Genomic DNA, 14,648 nt, shown 5'->3' on the forward strand with positions numbered 1-14,648 from the left:
CCTATCTCCTCAGCGAGACCTGGCGGCGGCTCGGAATGGGGATCAGAGTACGGACTCGTTAAAATCGTAGATCAGATTGCTTTCCGGACGCTGTACGAAATTCCCCTGCACATAATCGGTACCACTGCTCCATAACACGGCAATGCTGCGTGGGTCCTCAACCTGTGGAGCAATAACTTTGATACCTTTTTCATGGGCAAGTTCTATGAGCTCTTTGAGACCTTGCTCAGGATCCTGCAATAGATTGAAATCGAGTTTGATATAGTGAATCGGAAGATGTTCGATAACTCGTTCGGTTTCCGCTGTATGGGTGACACGGGTCAGCAGGGACGTGATGCCGATCTTGTTCAGCATATCAATGCAGATCTTGGCGGATTTCAGGTTTTTGGCTATCTCATTGATGTTGAACTCGAATGTCAGGCTGTTTTTGTGAATCTGCCCCTGACGGTGTTTGTTGCGCAGCCAGGTAAGACGCTCCATGTTCTCCAGCAGATCCGCGGATTGGGAGACGAACAGATGCAGATCACTGCCCTGGTGTTTATGCTCACTGATGGCATGTACGGCACGTCGGGTGGTCCACTGATCGACCTTGCTGATCAATCCCAACTCCTCAGCCTTGGGAATGAATTCTGCGGCACGATGCAGTTTGCCATCGGGTTCCTGAAGTCGAAGCAGGGTCTGGTAATGGGCCTGGGTGCTGCCCTGGAGGGCAACAATTGGCTGGAAAAAGATGTCTAAATAGTCATGCTCAAGGGCGCTTTCGATCAATGATCCCATATCTACAGCAGCAGCTTCACTCGTCTGATCCTGTGTCGCTACCTCAATTTCAACGAATTTGATTTGATTGCCACCTGCCTCCTGGGCATTACGGCTGGCGATCTGGGCATGGGCGATGATTGAACGGGAATCGTGATTATTCGTCTCAACCGGGTAGATGCCGATGCTGAGGGTAACGCCGACAGTGGTGTTCTCGACTTCGATGATCTGCTTTGATGCGTATTGACACAGGGCTTCACCCAGAGACTGCAATTCCTCCTGGGTAGGACGCAAGGCAAGCAGGCTCAGGCTGTTGTCTCCAAAACGGGTCAATATATCCTGGCTCTGCAACTGCTGTTTGAGGTGGTCGGCCACCACTGCAAGTACCGCATCCAGACCGCCGATACCCACCGTTTGGATAAGATCCTCCGGGCTGTCGATCTGAATGAAGTAGATTCCCGTGATTTCATCGATAGGTGATTCTGATTGCAGCAGGGCATCCAGACGCTCAAGCAGATAGTTGCGAGAGTGTAGCCCCGTCTCTTTTTCACCCCGGGTATGTCCGTGGAGACGGTGACTGAGTTGACGCGCGCGACGAATGCGGTTGGTAACCGTGGTGATGAGATGTTTGGGTGCAATCGGTTTGGAGAGAAAGTCCTCGCCACCAAAACTGAGTGCACTCAACTGCTTGTCGAGATCCTGCTCACCGGAGAGGAACACGATCGGCACATCGAGAAACTCATTATCCTCCCGGATAACGGTTGTCAGTTCGGTACCGCTCGCTTCCGGCATGTAGAGATCCATAAGGATCAAGTCCGGCTTGAATTCCTGCAGGACATCCATCACTTGCAATGGATCGATGACACTCCGGCATTCGAAATTGGCCTTGCTTAAAATGGCGTCGGCAAAGTCCGCCTGGGCCGGGTCGTCCTCGACGATCAGCACACGATATGCGGTATGGGAATGGGTGGATGAGAGTTCGTGGATGCGTTTTGCCGCCAGATAGGGATCGACCGGCTTTACCCAATAGGCACTGGCATCCACGCGCATAGCGGAGAGACGTGTCTTCAGGTCGGAGTTGTCTGCGACAAAGGCCACAGGCATACCAGGGAGTCCATTGTTCTTATTCCACAATCCCCCCTTTTTCGATTCGGGGAAGAGATCATTCAGCATATCCACATGGCTGATCAGTAAGCTTGAATCATCCGGATTGATCTCGTAGTGATGAACAACCTGCTCCACGTCGGTGAGATATTCAACGTCAAATTGGTTGACTTGCAGATGTCGGGTCAGATTCGCTGCCAGGGCTTCATCGACACCTAGAATAAAAACCTTCTGAGCAGTAGCAAGCTTTGGTGCCTCCTCTTCAGTCTCCGCGGGCTTGCTGGCAAGCAGTTCCGCCTGCTGGTTGCAGGCCTGGATGGCCGCATCCTTGAAGGCGTGGACCAAGCCGTCCAACGCGACTACATCGTCGTGCTGTGGCTTCAAACCCGTGCCGTGATAGTCACCGAGATGGGAAATCAGAGATTTTCCACTCTGGGCGATCTGTGGTACACCGAACTTGGTCCCGGATTCATTCAGGGTAGAGATGCGTTCGATCAGCGTATCCAGATGGTTGCCTTTCCAGTCGCTGTGTACCAATTGGTGCCAATTCTCCAGAATTGCGGAGACCCTGCCCGGGACCTGATTCAGGAATGTCTGAACCAAGTCAGGTTTTGCGGCTTGTTTGGCGGCTTTGTCGTTACTCATCAGGAATTTGGGTTTATTTTATACGATTCTAGTTCCTGCATCATGCGCTGCATCCGGCGTGTCAATGCAAGACATTTGCTTCAGCTTCTAACTATTTGTCCAATCAGGGAATGATAGCGGTTTGTTAGGCCAACAGGAAGCACTCATTAAGGAAAAGCAAAGATATCACAACTCTATTTCAGCCAGCAGGATATTCCTCAATCGATTGCAGCTCGGTGACGTGGAAAGCGCCCCCTGTTATTTCCCAGCGAATATTGAAATCATAGAGACGCATGCCGAATTGGCTCCTTTTGGCTTCGTCCAGATATGCCGGGCGAGGGTCATTTTGCAGAATGCCCTGTATCAGCTGTCGCAAGTGCCGGGCCTCCATAGCCGGCAATTGCTCGAGGGCCTTTTCCGCTGCAGCCGAGTAGCTCAACTCAATCCTCTCCCCGGGGGCATCTGGGGCATACCCACTCTCTGCGTCCGGAACCGCATCCACATAGGGTAGATAGGGTTTGATATCGAGCACTGGGGTACCATCCAGGAAGTCGATACCAGCCAGGTGCAGCGTGACACTATTGTTGGACAGATCGAGTTTGACCAGCTCGACAACCGAGAGACCGATGGGATTGGGGCGCATGGGGCTGCGCGATGCAAATACACCCACGCGTTGATTTCCCCCCAATCGGGGTGGGCGAACGGTGGGTTTCCAGGCATCCCTAGGTGACTCGTGAAATACGAACATGACCCATATATGCGAGTAGTCAACCAACTCGCGAAAGGCCTCCGCTCGGTTGTAGGGGGGCACTATCTCCAGCCTGGCTTCGGCTTCCGGTATCAGGCGCGACTGCCTGGGAATGCCGAATTTTTCCTTGAAACAGGAGTGGATGATACCGATGGGTTTGAATTCGAACGGCTGCATCATTAATCTTTAAACTGAATAACCTTTTTCAGTGGGTTGAGGTTGATTTCATCGAAGACCGTACCGGGATGGGCGTGCAGTACCAGCATCACGGTATTTGCAATATCTTCCGCCCGCAATGCGTTTTCCGCCATCTCGCCCGGTTTGAAATTCAGATCGTCGTAAAACCCCGTATCCACCATGCCGGGATTGATGAGGCAGACCCTTACCCCACTGTTGCTGCATTCTGCCCGCAATGACTGGGCGAAACCCCGCAAGGCAAACTTACAGGCCGAGTAGACCGCACCTTTGCGTCCGCCGCTCAGCGCCGATTCTGAACCGATGATAACCAGATCGCCAGCTGCGGATCTCTTGAGCAAGGGCACCAGGGCGCGGGCGACATAGAGATGCTGCAGCAGATTGATTGCCACCAGGTCACTGATCTGCTGGTAAGAGAACTCCTCTATATTGCCGAAGCGTCCGGATCCGGCATTCAAAATCGCACCGTTCAGGTCCGGGTGTTGAACCGTTATCTGCGCCAAGTGCTCTGGCAACCTATCCAATGCGGCAAGGTCGACAATATATTTTTCAAGTCCCTCTGCTTCGGCCCACTGGCTGAAATCCCGGCCAATAGCCAAGACTCGATGACCCTGATTCAGCAAGCGCTTTGTGATCGCAGCGCCAATACCGTCACTGGCACCGGTAACGAGAAATTTCCTTGCGGTGGTATGGGGCTCGTTTGCCATAAATCATTTACCGATAGTGGTCAATCAGGGAACGAATCAATCCGAGCTGTTGGCTAACCAGTGATTGCACGAATTTTCCGCTGATCCCCCGGGATTCATAGTCAGGATTATCCGAGACTATCTTGAATACTGTGGCGGAAGTGATTGAGTCGATCTCGCTTACGGCGCCAATGAATCCGGATGACTCCATATCATAGGCCATGTTATCCGCATATTCAGACTGGGCCCTGGATACGCATGTCAATGCACCGACCGCTTTGGTCATTTGCTGAGGGATGGCAAGTGACCAGGTCTCATCCCTCTGCTGATCGATGATACGATCAATCAAAATTGGTGTGCCGACTTCAAGAGACCCGTGACCGCAGATACCGAGGTTGATCCACTGCATAGCAGAGCCGGGTGTTATTGAATGTATGTAGCGCACGCCTTGGGCAGAGGCAGCTGCGCCAGTCCCGGTTATGACTAACTGAATGCCATTCCCAACATAAACAGGCATACGCATGTTTGCCTGATCCCGCTGTAAGTTCAATTGCTCGATCAAAGGCCTTGCCTCTGCGGGCAACGCAATTACTAGATTGGTTGGAATGCTATCTGTTACCACATCCATTTCATTGTATCCGATACCGTCTCTGTATATCCCGATAATATGCCGCACGTTGGTTATGACCACGCTTCTCCGCGCCCAGGACCAGGATGTTGCATTTAGCAATTAACATATCGATGGTTGCAACCCGGTCATCCCCGTCAAGGCATTGATTCTCGAGTAGATTAATTAAGCTATGAACACGAAATCTATCCATGCCCCAATGCCGCTGGGACAACTGGTCGGTGTGCCCTCCATACTTCTCTATCAGTGGTTCGTCGATGAACAGCACCTCTTCCCTGGCACAGATCCTCAGCCATAAATCGTAGTCTTCGCAAGCGGGTAGTTCGGTATCGAATAGACCGTACTCTTCAAACAATGTCCGATGCAGCATGACCGAGGAGGGGGAAATGACACACAGGGGCAGGCAGCGCTGGAATATCCTGCCGCCACTTTTGGCATGCTTATGCATTTGGTTGACTCTGACTCCATTGCGTATCCACACTTCGTTACTATGGCAGAGACGATATTGTGGTGACTCGGTCAATGCCCCGATCTGTAACTGGAGTTTATTCGGTAACCAGCGATCGTCGGAGTCGAGAAAGGCAATCCACTCGCCCCGCGCATGCGCTATTCCCAGGTTGCGTGCACTGCTGACACCAAGATTGGATTGATGAAGGTAGTCACACTGGCTATATCGCTCTTTCATCAACCTATCTGTGCCGTCTTCAGAACCATCATCTACAACAATGATCTCCAGTGGCGCATGGGTCTGTGACAATACCGAGTCAACTGCTCTCGGCAAGCTATGGATACGATTGTAGGTTGGGATAATAACTGAGATCGACATACAACTTTTTTATATCACATTGCTGCTATTCAAAATATGGAGAGCTTGACTGAATAGCCTAATAAACCCTTAAAAATTATGGTTTTTTGTGAAATTGTTTGAGCTGTTTTGCAAAAAGCGGGCAAAAAAACCCATATACTTTATAATTGAACAATCAAACTGTGCGCTGAAACCTATGGATGGATTCTCAACAATGCGTGTCTGGCAAGGGATATTGCACATTCCAGCAACCTACCTGAGAGGAGGGTTTCTCCTCGGAGCCTATGCTGAAGTGAAATCGAGAAGATTTGATACAGATGCTGTGCTTGAGAAAATATTACAGCACGACAAAGAGGGGTTCGTCTCTTTCTATGAACGCTACAGGGGGCGTGTCTACCGCTTTATCGTCAGGCAATATGGCACTGGAGAGTATGGCAAAGCCGCCTACTATTCGGCCTGGCGACATCTGGTGATTTCAGGACTTACGAATAAAACGCCCAAGGATCTCAAGCTCTCTTTCTATCAATACCTCGGAAAGTCGGTACAAACGCCAGGGGTAGCGCAAAGCGCGGATATGCAGAGTAACTATCTACCCCGTGATATCGAACAGGATGGCAACTGGAGTTTGGTGCTGATGGAGCACTTCAAACACCTGCCTGACGATAAAAAGCGCTACTTTCTTTTCAAGCATGAGCTGGGTATCAGTGAAACGGCCATTTCCAAGGTATTGCATGTCAGCAGAAAGAGGGTAGAAAAGGGATTGAGAATTGCAGAGTCGCAACTTCATGAGGCAATGATAGATTCCGGCTGTCCGAAAAGGCGTTCCCTGGAGAGGCTCTATCGTGAAAGTCGCGTAGTGAAACCACCTGCATCCTGGGACCGGGAGATTATCGACTCCTACAATATGTGGCTCAAACAGACCGAGCAACCAGGTCAGCCTAAGCAGGCTCCTGCTGAACCTGCCGCTTCCCCTGGTTTGGTCGGTAAACTGGGTCTCATCAAAGATCAGGTCAGATCCAAAATTTCCACACTTGGCAAACGCTCCAGCCCAAAGGGAGCTCGGGTGCGTAAAGTTACCTAGGGCCTATTGGCTCAGTGTTTACGGGCTCTAATACCATGTTTGTGCGATCAAGGTAGGGAAAGTGGTTCCTGCACTCATACAGGTAGTGTAGAATTCCCGCTTTTTCCCAAGCCGGTACTGCTATGCAAGATATTAATCCGATTAGCCAATCCATCGCGGATTTGAAGGGACGGGTCACCTCCCTGAGGGGGTATCTTTGACTATGAAGGCAAACAGGAGCGTTTGACCGAGGTTCTGCGTGAATTGGAAGATCCCAACGTTTGGAACGATCAGGAGCGCGCCCAGGCCCTGGGTCGGGAACGCGCCACGCTGGAAGCTGTAGTACTCACCGTCGATGAACTCACCAACGGGCTGGCTGACGCGGGCGAATTGTTGGAAATGGCGGTGGAGGAGGGAGACGAGGCTGCTGTCGATGCTATTCAGGAAGAGCTTGCGGATTTTACCAGGAAGGTTTCGGTGCTGGAGTTTCGTCGCATGTTCTCCGGTGAGACCGACCATTGCAATGCATTTCTCGATATTCAGGCGGGCTCAGGGGGTACGGAGGCGCAGGATTGGGCGGAGATGCTACTGCGCATGTATCTGCGATGGGGTGAACATCGTGGTTTCAAGACCGAACTTATCGAGGTCTCCGCAGGAGAAGTGGCAGGCATCAAGAGCGCCACGGTACGCTACGAGGGGGAGTATGCCTTTGGTTGGCTACGCACTGAAATCGGGGTTCATCGCCTGGTGCGAAAATCGCCCTTCGATTCTGGAAATCGGCGCCATACCTCGTTTGCGGCAGTCTTCGTCTCCCCGGAAATCGACGATTCCATACAGGTAGAGATCAATCCCGCTGACCTGCGAATCGATGTCTACCGCGCCAGCGGTGCGGGGGGGCAGCATGTCAACCGGACCGAATCGGCGGTGAGAATCACCCACAATCCCACAGGTATCGTGGTGCAGTGCCAGAACGATCGTTCCCAGCATAAGAACAAGGCCACGGCGATGAAGCAGCTGAAGGCCAAGTTATACGAATTCGAGATGCAGAAACGAAATGCCTCGCAACAGGAGCTGGAGGAGAGCAAATCAGATATCGGCTGGGGCAGCCAGATTCGCAGTTATGTCCTCGATGCTTCCCGGATCAAGGATCTGCGCACCGGCGTTGAGACAGGTAATACCCAGGCGGTGCTCGATGGTGGACTCGACATGTTTATCGAGGCGAGCCTCAAAAGCGGGGTGTAACCACTTGACCACCGCCACTTGAAAATGTCCGCAGACCGATCTTAAGAAAGTTTGAAATCAGTAAATATTTGAGTTGATTAGACCATGAATGACGAGACCCAGGACGAAAACAAGCTGATTGCCCAGCGTCGTGACAAGCTGCAACAGATGCGCGACAGCGGGAATGCCTTTCCCAACGATTTCCGCCGCAACAGCATGGCCGGAGAGTTACATGCCGAGTATGGGGAGAAGTCGGGTGAGGAGCTGGAGGGTTCGGGACTGCGGGTCAAATTAGCCGGTCGCATGATGAGCCGGCGGGTCATGGGCAAGGCGAGCTTTGCCCATCTTCAGGATATGTCGGGACGCATGCAGCTCTTCGTGCAGCGAGACTCACTCGAAGAAGGTGTCTATAACAGCCAATTCAAGAAGTGGGATATCGGTGACATCATCGGTGCCGAAGGGGTGCTGTTCAAGACCAAAACCGGTGAGCTTTCGGTGAAGGTCGACAATCTGCGCTTGTTGACCAAGGCGCTGCGCCCACTGCCGGAAAAGTTTCACGGCCTCTCCGATCAGGAGCTTCGCTATCGTCAGCGCTATGTCGACCTGATCATGAACGAGGCGTCGCGGAATACCTTTCAGTTACGCACCCGTATCGTGCAGTTCATTCGCAACTTTCTCGATCAGCGCGGTTTCCTGGAAGTGGAGACACCGATGATGCAGGTGATACCCGGCGGCGCCACCGCAAGACCTTTTGCTACCCGTCACAACGCCCTGGATATGGATATGTTTCTGCGTATCGCCCCGGAGCTCTATCTGAAACGCTTGGTGGTGGGGGGATTCGAAAGGGTCTACGAGATCAACCGCAACTTCCGTAACGAAGGGCTCTCCACCCGCCACAATCCCGAATTCACCATGCTGGAGTTCTACGAAGCCTATGCCGACTACAACGATCTGATGGATTTGACCGAGGCGATGCTGCGGGGGCTATGTCAGGAGGTATTGGGAAGCGCCGAGGTCTCCTACCAGGGAGAGCGTTACGATTTTGCCAGCCCCTTCCAGCGCATGACGGTCAAGGAGTCAATCTGCCATTTCAACCAGGAGATCACTACGCAGATGCTGGATGATGAGGCCCAGGCCCGGGGCATAGCCGAGAGGATGGAGATCCCCCTCAAGCCCAGCTATGGGCTTGGCAAGATACAGATCGAGATATTCGAAAAGAGTGTGGAACATCGCTTGATGAATCCCACCTTCATCACCGCCTATCCCACCGAGGTCTCACCCCTGGCGAGACGCAACGACGACGATCCTTTCGTCACCGACCGGTTCGAGTTTTTCGTCGGTGGCCGCGAGATCGCTAACGGCTTTTCCGAGCTCAACGATGCGGAGGATCAGGCCGAGCGTTTTCGCCAACAGGTGGAGGAGAAGGAGGCCGGGGACGATGAAGCGATGCACTACGATGCCGACTATGTGCGGGCCCTTGAGCACGGCATGCCCCCTACCGCCGGCGAGGGGATAGGCATAGACCGGCTGGTGATGCTGCTCACCGACTCCCCCTCGATCCGTGATGTACTGCTGTTTCCGCACATGCGGCCGGAGTAGCGATCAACGCAACTAGAGGCCATATAAAAGCAGCCCCTCCGCATGCTCCAAATGGTGTGGGGTACCGGCCAGCACCAGCACATCCCCTGCCTGCAGTCGTGTCTCGGGTTCCGGTGCCTCGCCCCTGATGCCGCCGCGGCGTACCGCGGTGACACTTACATCCCAATCCCACAGGTGCAGGTCCTGTATGGTGTGGCCCACCGCGAAGGCGCGTTCAGGCAGGGTGACGGTATGCAGGCGTTCCTGAAAGCCCTCGTCGTGCTCGATATCGATGGCCTCTTCGCCGTGGTAGAAATCCCGCAGCAGTTTGTAGTGGTTTTCACGGATCTCACGCATGATCTTGAGGATGCGGGAACCCGGCACCTTCAGCAGCAGCAGGAGCTGCCCGCCCATCATCAGGCTGGCCTCCACCGCCTCCGGCATAACCTCGGCTGCGCCTGCTGCTTCCAGTTCCTCCAAATGGGTGTCGTCTTTGGTACGTACCAGGACGGGTAGTTCAGGGATCAGTTTACGGATGTGATGCAGGATCTGTAGTGCTGTGGCGTGGTCCTCAATGGTGATCACCACTACACCGGCCCGTTCAATACCGGCCGCGTGCATGATCTCATGACGGGTGGCGTCTCCGAAATGGACCGGTTCACCCGCCTCATGGGCCTCTCTGACTACTGTGGGATCCAGGTCCAGGGCCACATAGGGGAAACCCTCGTGATCCAGGAGTCGGCCGAGATTCTGACCGATGCGACCATAGCCGCAGATGATGACATGCTGATCCATTCCTTCGGCTTCATGCTCCAGGTCCTGGGTGATGACAAAATCCTGGTCAGAGGGGTGTAAATTACAGAATTTCTCAGTCAGCTTGCCGTTATAGCGAATCAGAAACGGTGAGATCGCCATGCTGATGATGATGGCGGCAAACAACATCTGTCCCGCTTCTCCAGGGATCAGAGAGGATTGCAGGGACAGATCCAGCAGTACGAATCCGAATTCACCACCTTGTGCCAATAACAGTCCTGAGCGGAATGCGGTTGCCAGGGAACGCTTGGTTTGACGCACCAGCAGCAGGATTATGCTGGCTTTGGCTGCGATCAAGGCAGCAGCGATAATGAATACCCAGTGAAGTTGGGGTAACAGGGACATGAGATCGACCCGCATCCCCACGGTGACGAAGAAGAGCCCCAGCAGGACATCCTGAAATGGGCGGATATCGGCCTCGATCTGATGACGATACTCGGTCTCACCCAACATCATGCCAGCCAGGAAGGCGCCCAGGGCAAGAGAGAGCCCGGCCTCATGGGTCAACCAGGCAGCGGCCAGGGATACCAGGAGAACTGTCAGGGTGAAGAGTTCGGCTGAACGGGCGCGGGCGATCTCATGAAACAGGGGGCGCAAGGCCCAGTGACCAATCGCCATGATCACGGCAAATACCACTGAGGCCTTGAATAGGGCCCAGGAGAGGGGTATCAGCAAACCCTGCTCCGCATCGCTGACCAGGATCGGAATGACAACCAGCAACGGGATTACCGCCAGATCCTGGAACAGCAGGATACTGACCCCCACCCGACCATGCCCGGTATTCAGCTCAACCTGCTCTGAGAGCTGTTTGATGACGATGGCGGTTGAGGAGAGGGCCAGGATTGCGCCGGTAATCACCGCGGCTGCCAATTCGAGTCCCAGCAGCCAGGCTATGCCGCCGGCAATCAGTGCCGTGAGCAATACCTGACTGCCACCGAGACCGAATACAGCACCTTTCATGGCGATCATCTGTGGCAGGGAAAATTCCAGTCCGATGGCAAACAACAGAAACACAACCCCGAACTCTGCCAGAAACTGGGTCTCCTCATTGGAAGCGATCACACCTGAGCCGAAGGGACCGACCAGGATCCCGACTATTAGATAGCCGAGTATGGGTGGTAGGTGCAGACGCTTGAACAGGGTCACTGTTATTACCGCGACCCCGAGTAATATGAGGATGATCTGCAGCGTGTGGATATTCATTTAGGGGCAAGTTTGCTGGTATTGATGGAATAAATCCAATCACACTGTAGATTAGGTGAGATAAGCCATGGGGGTTTAAACGGTTAAATGTTAAAATCCGATTTTCAATGCAATCAGAATAGATAATTAAGTGGCAAACAAAAAAAGCAGCAGACGATCCAGCGGGAAAGATCCCCATCGTGCCCGCGAGGCACGTAAGTACGAGAATCCGATCCCAAGTCGTGAGTTCATCATGGAGACCCTGGAAACAGAGGGTGTCCCGATGGATATGTCATCCCTTGCCGATCGCCTTGACCTTGCGTCGGAAGAGCAGCTGGAAGCGCTGCGCCGTCGCTTGCGCGCAATGCAGCGGGACGGGCAGCTGGTGTGTAACCGGAATGACAACTACTGCCTGGTCAACAAGCGCGACCTGATCGTCGGGCGGGTTATCGGGCATGCGGATGGATTCGGTTTTCTCAGGCCTGATGATGGCGGTGACGATCTCTATCTCTCCTTCAAGGAGATGCGTTCTGTATTTCACGACGACCGGGCCGTGGTCAGGGTGACCGGCATGGATCGTCGCAATCGTCTGGAAGGGGCGGTGGTAGAGGTATTGGAACGTAACACCCGCAATGTCGCTGGTCGCCTCTATATGGAGACAGGTGTGGGTTTCGTGGTGCCCGATTCCAAACGCCTGAGCAAGGATGTGGTCATCCCGAGCAACGAGATCGGTAACGCCAGGCAGGGACAGATGGTGGTGGCCGAGATTCTGGATCAACCCACCAAACGTACTCCCCCCATTGGCCGCATCACAGAGGTTCTGGGCGATCATCTGGGGCCGGGCATGGAGACCGATATCGCCATTCGCACCCACAGCATACCGATCGATTGGCCGGATGAGGTGGAACAACAGATCGGTACTATCAAATCTGAAGTGGCAGAGACGGATAAGAAGGACAGGGTCGATTTACGTAAGCTACCGCTGGTGACCATCGATGGCGCAGATGCCAGGGATTTCGACGACGCGGTCTACTGCGAACCAAAACCGAAAGGGTGGCGCCTGCTTGTCTGCATCGCTGATGTCTCTCACTACGTGGAACCGGGCAGTGCCCTGGACAGTGAGGCGCGAATCAGGGGAAATTCGGTCTATTTTCCTGATCGGGTCATCCCCATGCTGCCGGAATTGTTGTCGAATGGCCTCTGCTCCATCAATCCACAGGTAGACCGGCTGTGTATGACCTGCGAGCTGTTCATCGATACCAGCGGAAAAGTGACAAGGTCGAAGTTTTATCCGGCTGTGATGCGCTCCCATGCGCGACTGATCTACGATGATGTGGCGGCAATGCTCGAGGGTGATGCCAGGCTGGGTAAGCAACACGCGAAAATACTGCCTCATCTGCAGCATCTGAATCAACTCTACCAGGTGCTTCTGGAACAGCGGGCCATGCGAGGCGCCATCGATTTCGATACCACCGAGACACGGATTGAATTCAATGAGATGAAGCGTGTCGAGAGAATCGTGCCGGTAGTGCGCAACGATGCACACCGCATCATCGAGGAGTGTATGCTGGCGGCGAACGTGGCGGCGGCGCGTTTCCTGTTACGTAAAAAGCAGCCGGCGCTGTATCGTATCCATGAAGGTCCTGCGGATGAGAAGCTGACCGATCTGAGGGAGTTTCTGGGTGAACTGGGGTTGAGTCTCCCCGGGGGCAAGAAACCCAAGGCAGCCGACTATGCGATTCTGCTCGATCAGATCAAAGGGCGGGCGGACAGGCATCTTATCCAGACAGTATTGCTGCGCTCTCTCTCACAAGCACTCTACAGTTCGGATAACGTGGGTCATTTCGGTCTCTCTTACCAGGCCTACACCCACTTTACCTCGCCGATACGACGTTACCCCGATCTGATTGTCCACCGTGCGCTTAAACATGCCATAAACCGGGGTAGCGCGGACGACTTCGACTACACCAAGGCGGAGCTTCAAGCCCTGGGTGAACACTGCTCGAGCACGGAACGCAAAGCGGATGAGGCGACCCGGGACGCCCTCGATTGGCTGAAGTGCGAATATATGCAGGACAAGGTTGGCGAGACCTTCAATGGGATTATCACCAGCGTCAACTCGTTTGGTGTCTTCGTGGAGCTGGAAGAGATCTATGTTGACGGCCTGGTGCATATTACAGCACTCCAAAATGACTACTATCACTACGACCCGGTGGGGCACCGTCTGACCGGTGAGCGTACCGGCAGGGTATTGCGATTGGGTGATCCCCTGACCATCGTCGTGGCCAAGGTCAACCTGGATGACCGCAAGATCGACTTCGTGCCCGCCGATGGAGGGGGCCAGACCACTGGCAAGAAAAGAAAATCACGTCGTTCCGAGAGCGGTCCAGGCAGCTCAAAGGCGAGTAAAGCCAAGGCGTCCGGCAAGGAGAAAAGGTCTGGTAAAAAGAAGCAACGGAGAAAACGATCTAAATCCACTTCGAAGAAACACTGATGTCTGATGATCAGACATGGGTGCTGGGTCTGCATGCCGTAAAATCAGCACTCCAGCGTAAGGATGGGGCGGAAGAGCTGCTGGTGGACAGCAAACGACAGGATGGTCGAATTAAAGAGATCCTTGGGCTGGCCGAAACAGCCGGTATCCCATGTCAACGCATTCCAGGCAGGGTGTTGGATGAACGGGTGCATGGAGAGAAGCATCAGGGTGTGGCGTTGCGTGTTCGGCAACGGCAGACACAGGATGAGCCCTACCTGAAGGCGTTACTGAAAAGGTTAGAGAAACAGCCATTTCTGCTGATCCTAGACGGGGTCCAGGATCCGCACAATTTAGGGGCCTGTCTAAGGAGTGCCGATGGCGCAGGCGTGGATGCGATTGTCGCTCCCAGGGATCGCTCAGTGGCACTGACGGCTACGGTCAGAAAGGTGGCGAGCGGGGCCGCGGAAACGGTTCCCTTCATCCAGGTGGCCAACCTGGCCCGCACCCTGAAGTGGCTCAAGGCCGAGGGTGTCTGGCTGATCGGTACCGCGGGCGAGGCCACCCAAACGCTGTATGAGATCGATCTGTGTGGTGCCTTGGCGATCGTCATGGGAGGCGAGGGCAAGGGATTACGCAGACTGACCAGGGAGCAGTGTGATCTGCTGGTTAAGCTGCCAATGGCGGGAAGTGTGGAGAGCCTCAATGTTTCCGTAGCCTGTGGCATCTCTCTCTATGAAGCGGTTCGTCAGCGTGGTAACGTTTGAATCAATCC

Annotated in this window: 11 protein-coding genes; 5 read left to right on the plus strand and 6 right to left on the minus strand. The window is 53.9% G+C overall.

Going from position 1 to position 14,648, the window contains the following annotated elements; all coding sequences use genetic code 11:
• Positions 1-42: 42 nt before the first annotated feature.
• The 5 genes from R2K28_RS08515 to R2K28_RS08535 all read right to left on the minus strand — a co-directional run bounded on the left by R2K28_RS08515 (position 43) and on the right by R2K28_RS08535 (position 5,567).
• On the minus strand, positions 43-2,505 hold the full coding sequence (locus tag R2K28_RS08515) for an EAL domain-containing response regulator (RefSeq protein WP_316369141.1): 2,463 nt from the start codon (positions 2,503-2,505) through the stop codon (positions 43-45).
• Positions 2,506-2,683: 178 nt separating this feature from the next.
• A complete protein-coding gene (tsaA, locus tag R2K28_RS08520; protein ID WP_316369142.1) occupies positions 2,684-3,412 on the minus strand; it encodes a tRNA (N6-threonylcarbamoyladenosine(37)-N6)-methyltransferase TrmO in 729 nt (242 codons plus the stop codon).
• Positions 3,412-4,134 (minus strand): SDR family oxidoreductase, encoded by a 723-nt coding sequence (locus R2K28_RS08525; RefSeq protein ID WP_316369144.1) that lies wholly within the window; start codon positions 4,132-4,134, stop codon positions 3,412-3,414. Before R2K28_RS08525 ends, tsaA begins: the two co-directional genes overlap by 1 nt.
• 7 nt (positions 4,135-4,141) lie before the next feature.
• Positions 4,142-4,522, minus strand: a complete 381-nt coding sequence (locus R2K28_RS08530; protein WP_316369146.1) for a hypothetical protein — start codon at positions 4,520-4,522, stop codon at positions 4,142-4,144.
• Between the two features lie 220 nt (positions 4,523-4,742).
• A complete protein-coding gene (locus R2K28_RS08535) occupies positions 4,743-5,567 on the minus strand; it encodes a glycosyltransferase family 2 protein (RefSeq protein ID WP_316369148.1) in 825 nt (274 codons plus the stop codon).
• Between the two features lie 193 nt (positions 5,568-5,760).
• Here R2K28_RS08535 and R2K28_RS08540 point away from each other — a divergent pair, with 193 nt between their 5' ends.
• The 3 genes from R2K28_RS08540 (at position 5,761) to lysS (ending at position 9,426) form a co-directional block, all read left to right on the plus strand.
• Positions 5,761-6,627: a hypothetical protein gene (locus R2K28_RS08540; RefSeq protein ID WP_316369150.1), complete on the plus strand. Its 867-nt coding sequence runs from the start codon at positions 5,761-5,763 to the stop codon at positions 6,625-6,627.
• Between the two features lie 122 nt (positions 6,628-6,749).
• A protein-coding gene (gene prfB, locus R2K28_RS08545) for a peptide chain release factor 2 (protein ID WP_316369152.1) occupies positions 6,750-7,848 on the plus strand; the annotation gives its coding sequence in 2 pieces (ribosomal slippage) (positions 6,750-6,824 and positions 6,826-7,848; 1,098 coding nt in all).
• 84 nt (positions 7,849-7,932) lie between these two features.
• On the plus strand, positions 7,933-9,426 hold the full coding sequence (lysS, locus tag R2K28_RS08550) for a lysine--tRNA ligase (protein WP_316369155.1): 1,494 nt from the start codon (positions 7,933-7,935) through the stop codon (positions 9,424-9,426).
• A gap of 12 nt (positions 9,427-9,438) precedes the next feature.
• Here the strand turns inward: lysS and R2K28_RS08555 are convergent, their stop codons facing one another.
• A complete protein-coding gene (locus R2K28_RS08555) occupies positions 9,439-11,421 on the minus strand; it encodes a monovalent cation:proton antiporter-2 (CPA2) family protein (RefSeq protein WP_316369157.1) in 1,983 nt (660 codons plus the stop codon).
• 130 nt (positions 11,422-11,551) lie between these two features.
• On the opposite strand from R2K28_RS08555, the gene rnr reads away from it, so the two are divergent.
• Together rnr and rlmB are read left to right on the plus strand one after the other, a co-directional pair.
• Positions 11,552-13,894, plus strand: coding sequence for a ribonuclease R (gene rnr, locus R2K28_RS08560; RefSeq protein ID WP_316369159.1), 2,343 nt, complete (start codon positions 11,552-11,554; stop codon positions 13,892-13,894).
• Positions 13,894-14,640 carry a 23S rRNA (guanosine(2251)-2'-O)-methyltransferase RlmB gene (gene rlmB / locus R2K28_RS08565; protein ID WP_316369161.1) on the plus strand — a complete coding sequence of 249 codons (747 nt, stop codon included), beginning with the start codon at positions 13,894-13,896 and terminating at the stop codon, positions 14,638-14,640. Before rnr ends, rlmB begins: the two co-directional genes overlap by 1 nt.
• Positions 14,641-14,648: the final 8 nt, after the last annotated feature.

The sequence above is a fragment of the Candidatus Thiodiazotropha sp. CDECU1 genome, from assembly GCF_963455295.1.
GTDB lineage: Bacteria > Pseudomonadota > Gammaproteobacteria > Chromatiales > Chromatiaceae > Thiodiazotropha.

Excerpts from the sequence above, each read along its gene's own strand:
- rlmB (WP_316369161.1), top strand. The coding sequence starts at position 13,894 with ATGTCTGATGATCAGACATGGGTGCTGGGTCTGCATGCCGTAAAATCA.
- R2K28_RS08525 (WP_316369144.1), bottom strand. The coding sequence starts at position 4,134 with ATGGCAAACGAGCCCCATACCACCGCAAGGAAATTTCTCGTTACCGGT.
- R2K28_RS08535 (WP_316369148.1), bottom strand. The coding sequence starts at position 5,567 with ATGTCGATCTCAGTTATTATCCCAACCTACAATCGTATCCATAGCTTG.
- tsaA (WP_316369142.1), bottom strand. The coding sequence starts at position 3,412 with ATGATGCAGCCGTTCGAATTCAAACCCATCGGTATCATCCACTCCTGT.
- R2K28_RS08530 (WP_316369146.1), bottom strand. The coding sequence starts at position 4,522 with ATGCAGTGGATCAACCTCGGTATCTGCGGTCACGGGTCTCTTGAAGTC.
- R2K28_RS08555 (WP_316369157.1), bottom strand. The coding sequence starts at position 11,421 with ATGAATATCCACACGCTGCAGATCATCCTCATATTACTCGGGGTCGCG.
- R2K28_RS08540 (WP_316369150.1), top strand. The coding sequence starts at position 5,761 with ATGCGTGTCTGGCAAGGGATATTGCACATTCCAGCAACCTACCTGAGA.
- R2K28_RS08515 (WP_316369141.1), bottom strand. The coding sequence starts at position 2,505 with ATGAGTAACGACAAAGCCGCCAAACAAGCCGCAAAACCTGACTTGGTT.
- lysS (WP_316369155.1), top strand. The coding sequence starts at position 7,933 with ATGAATGACGAGACCCAGGACGAAAACAAGCTGATTGCCCAGCGTCGT.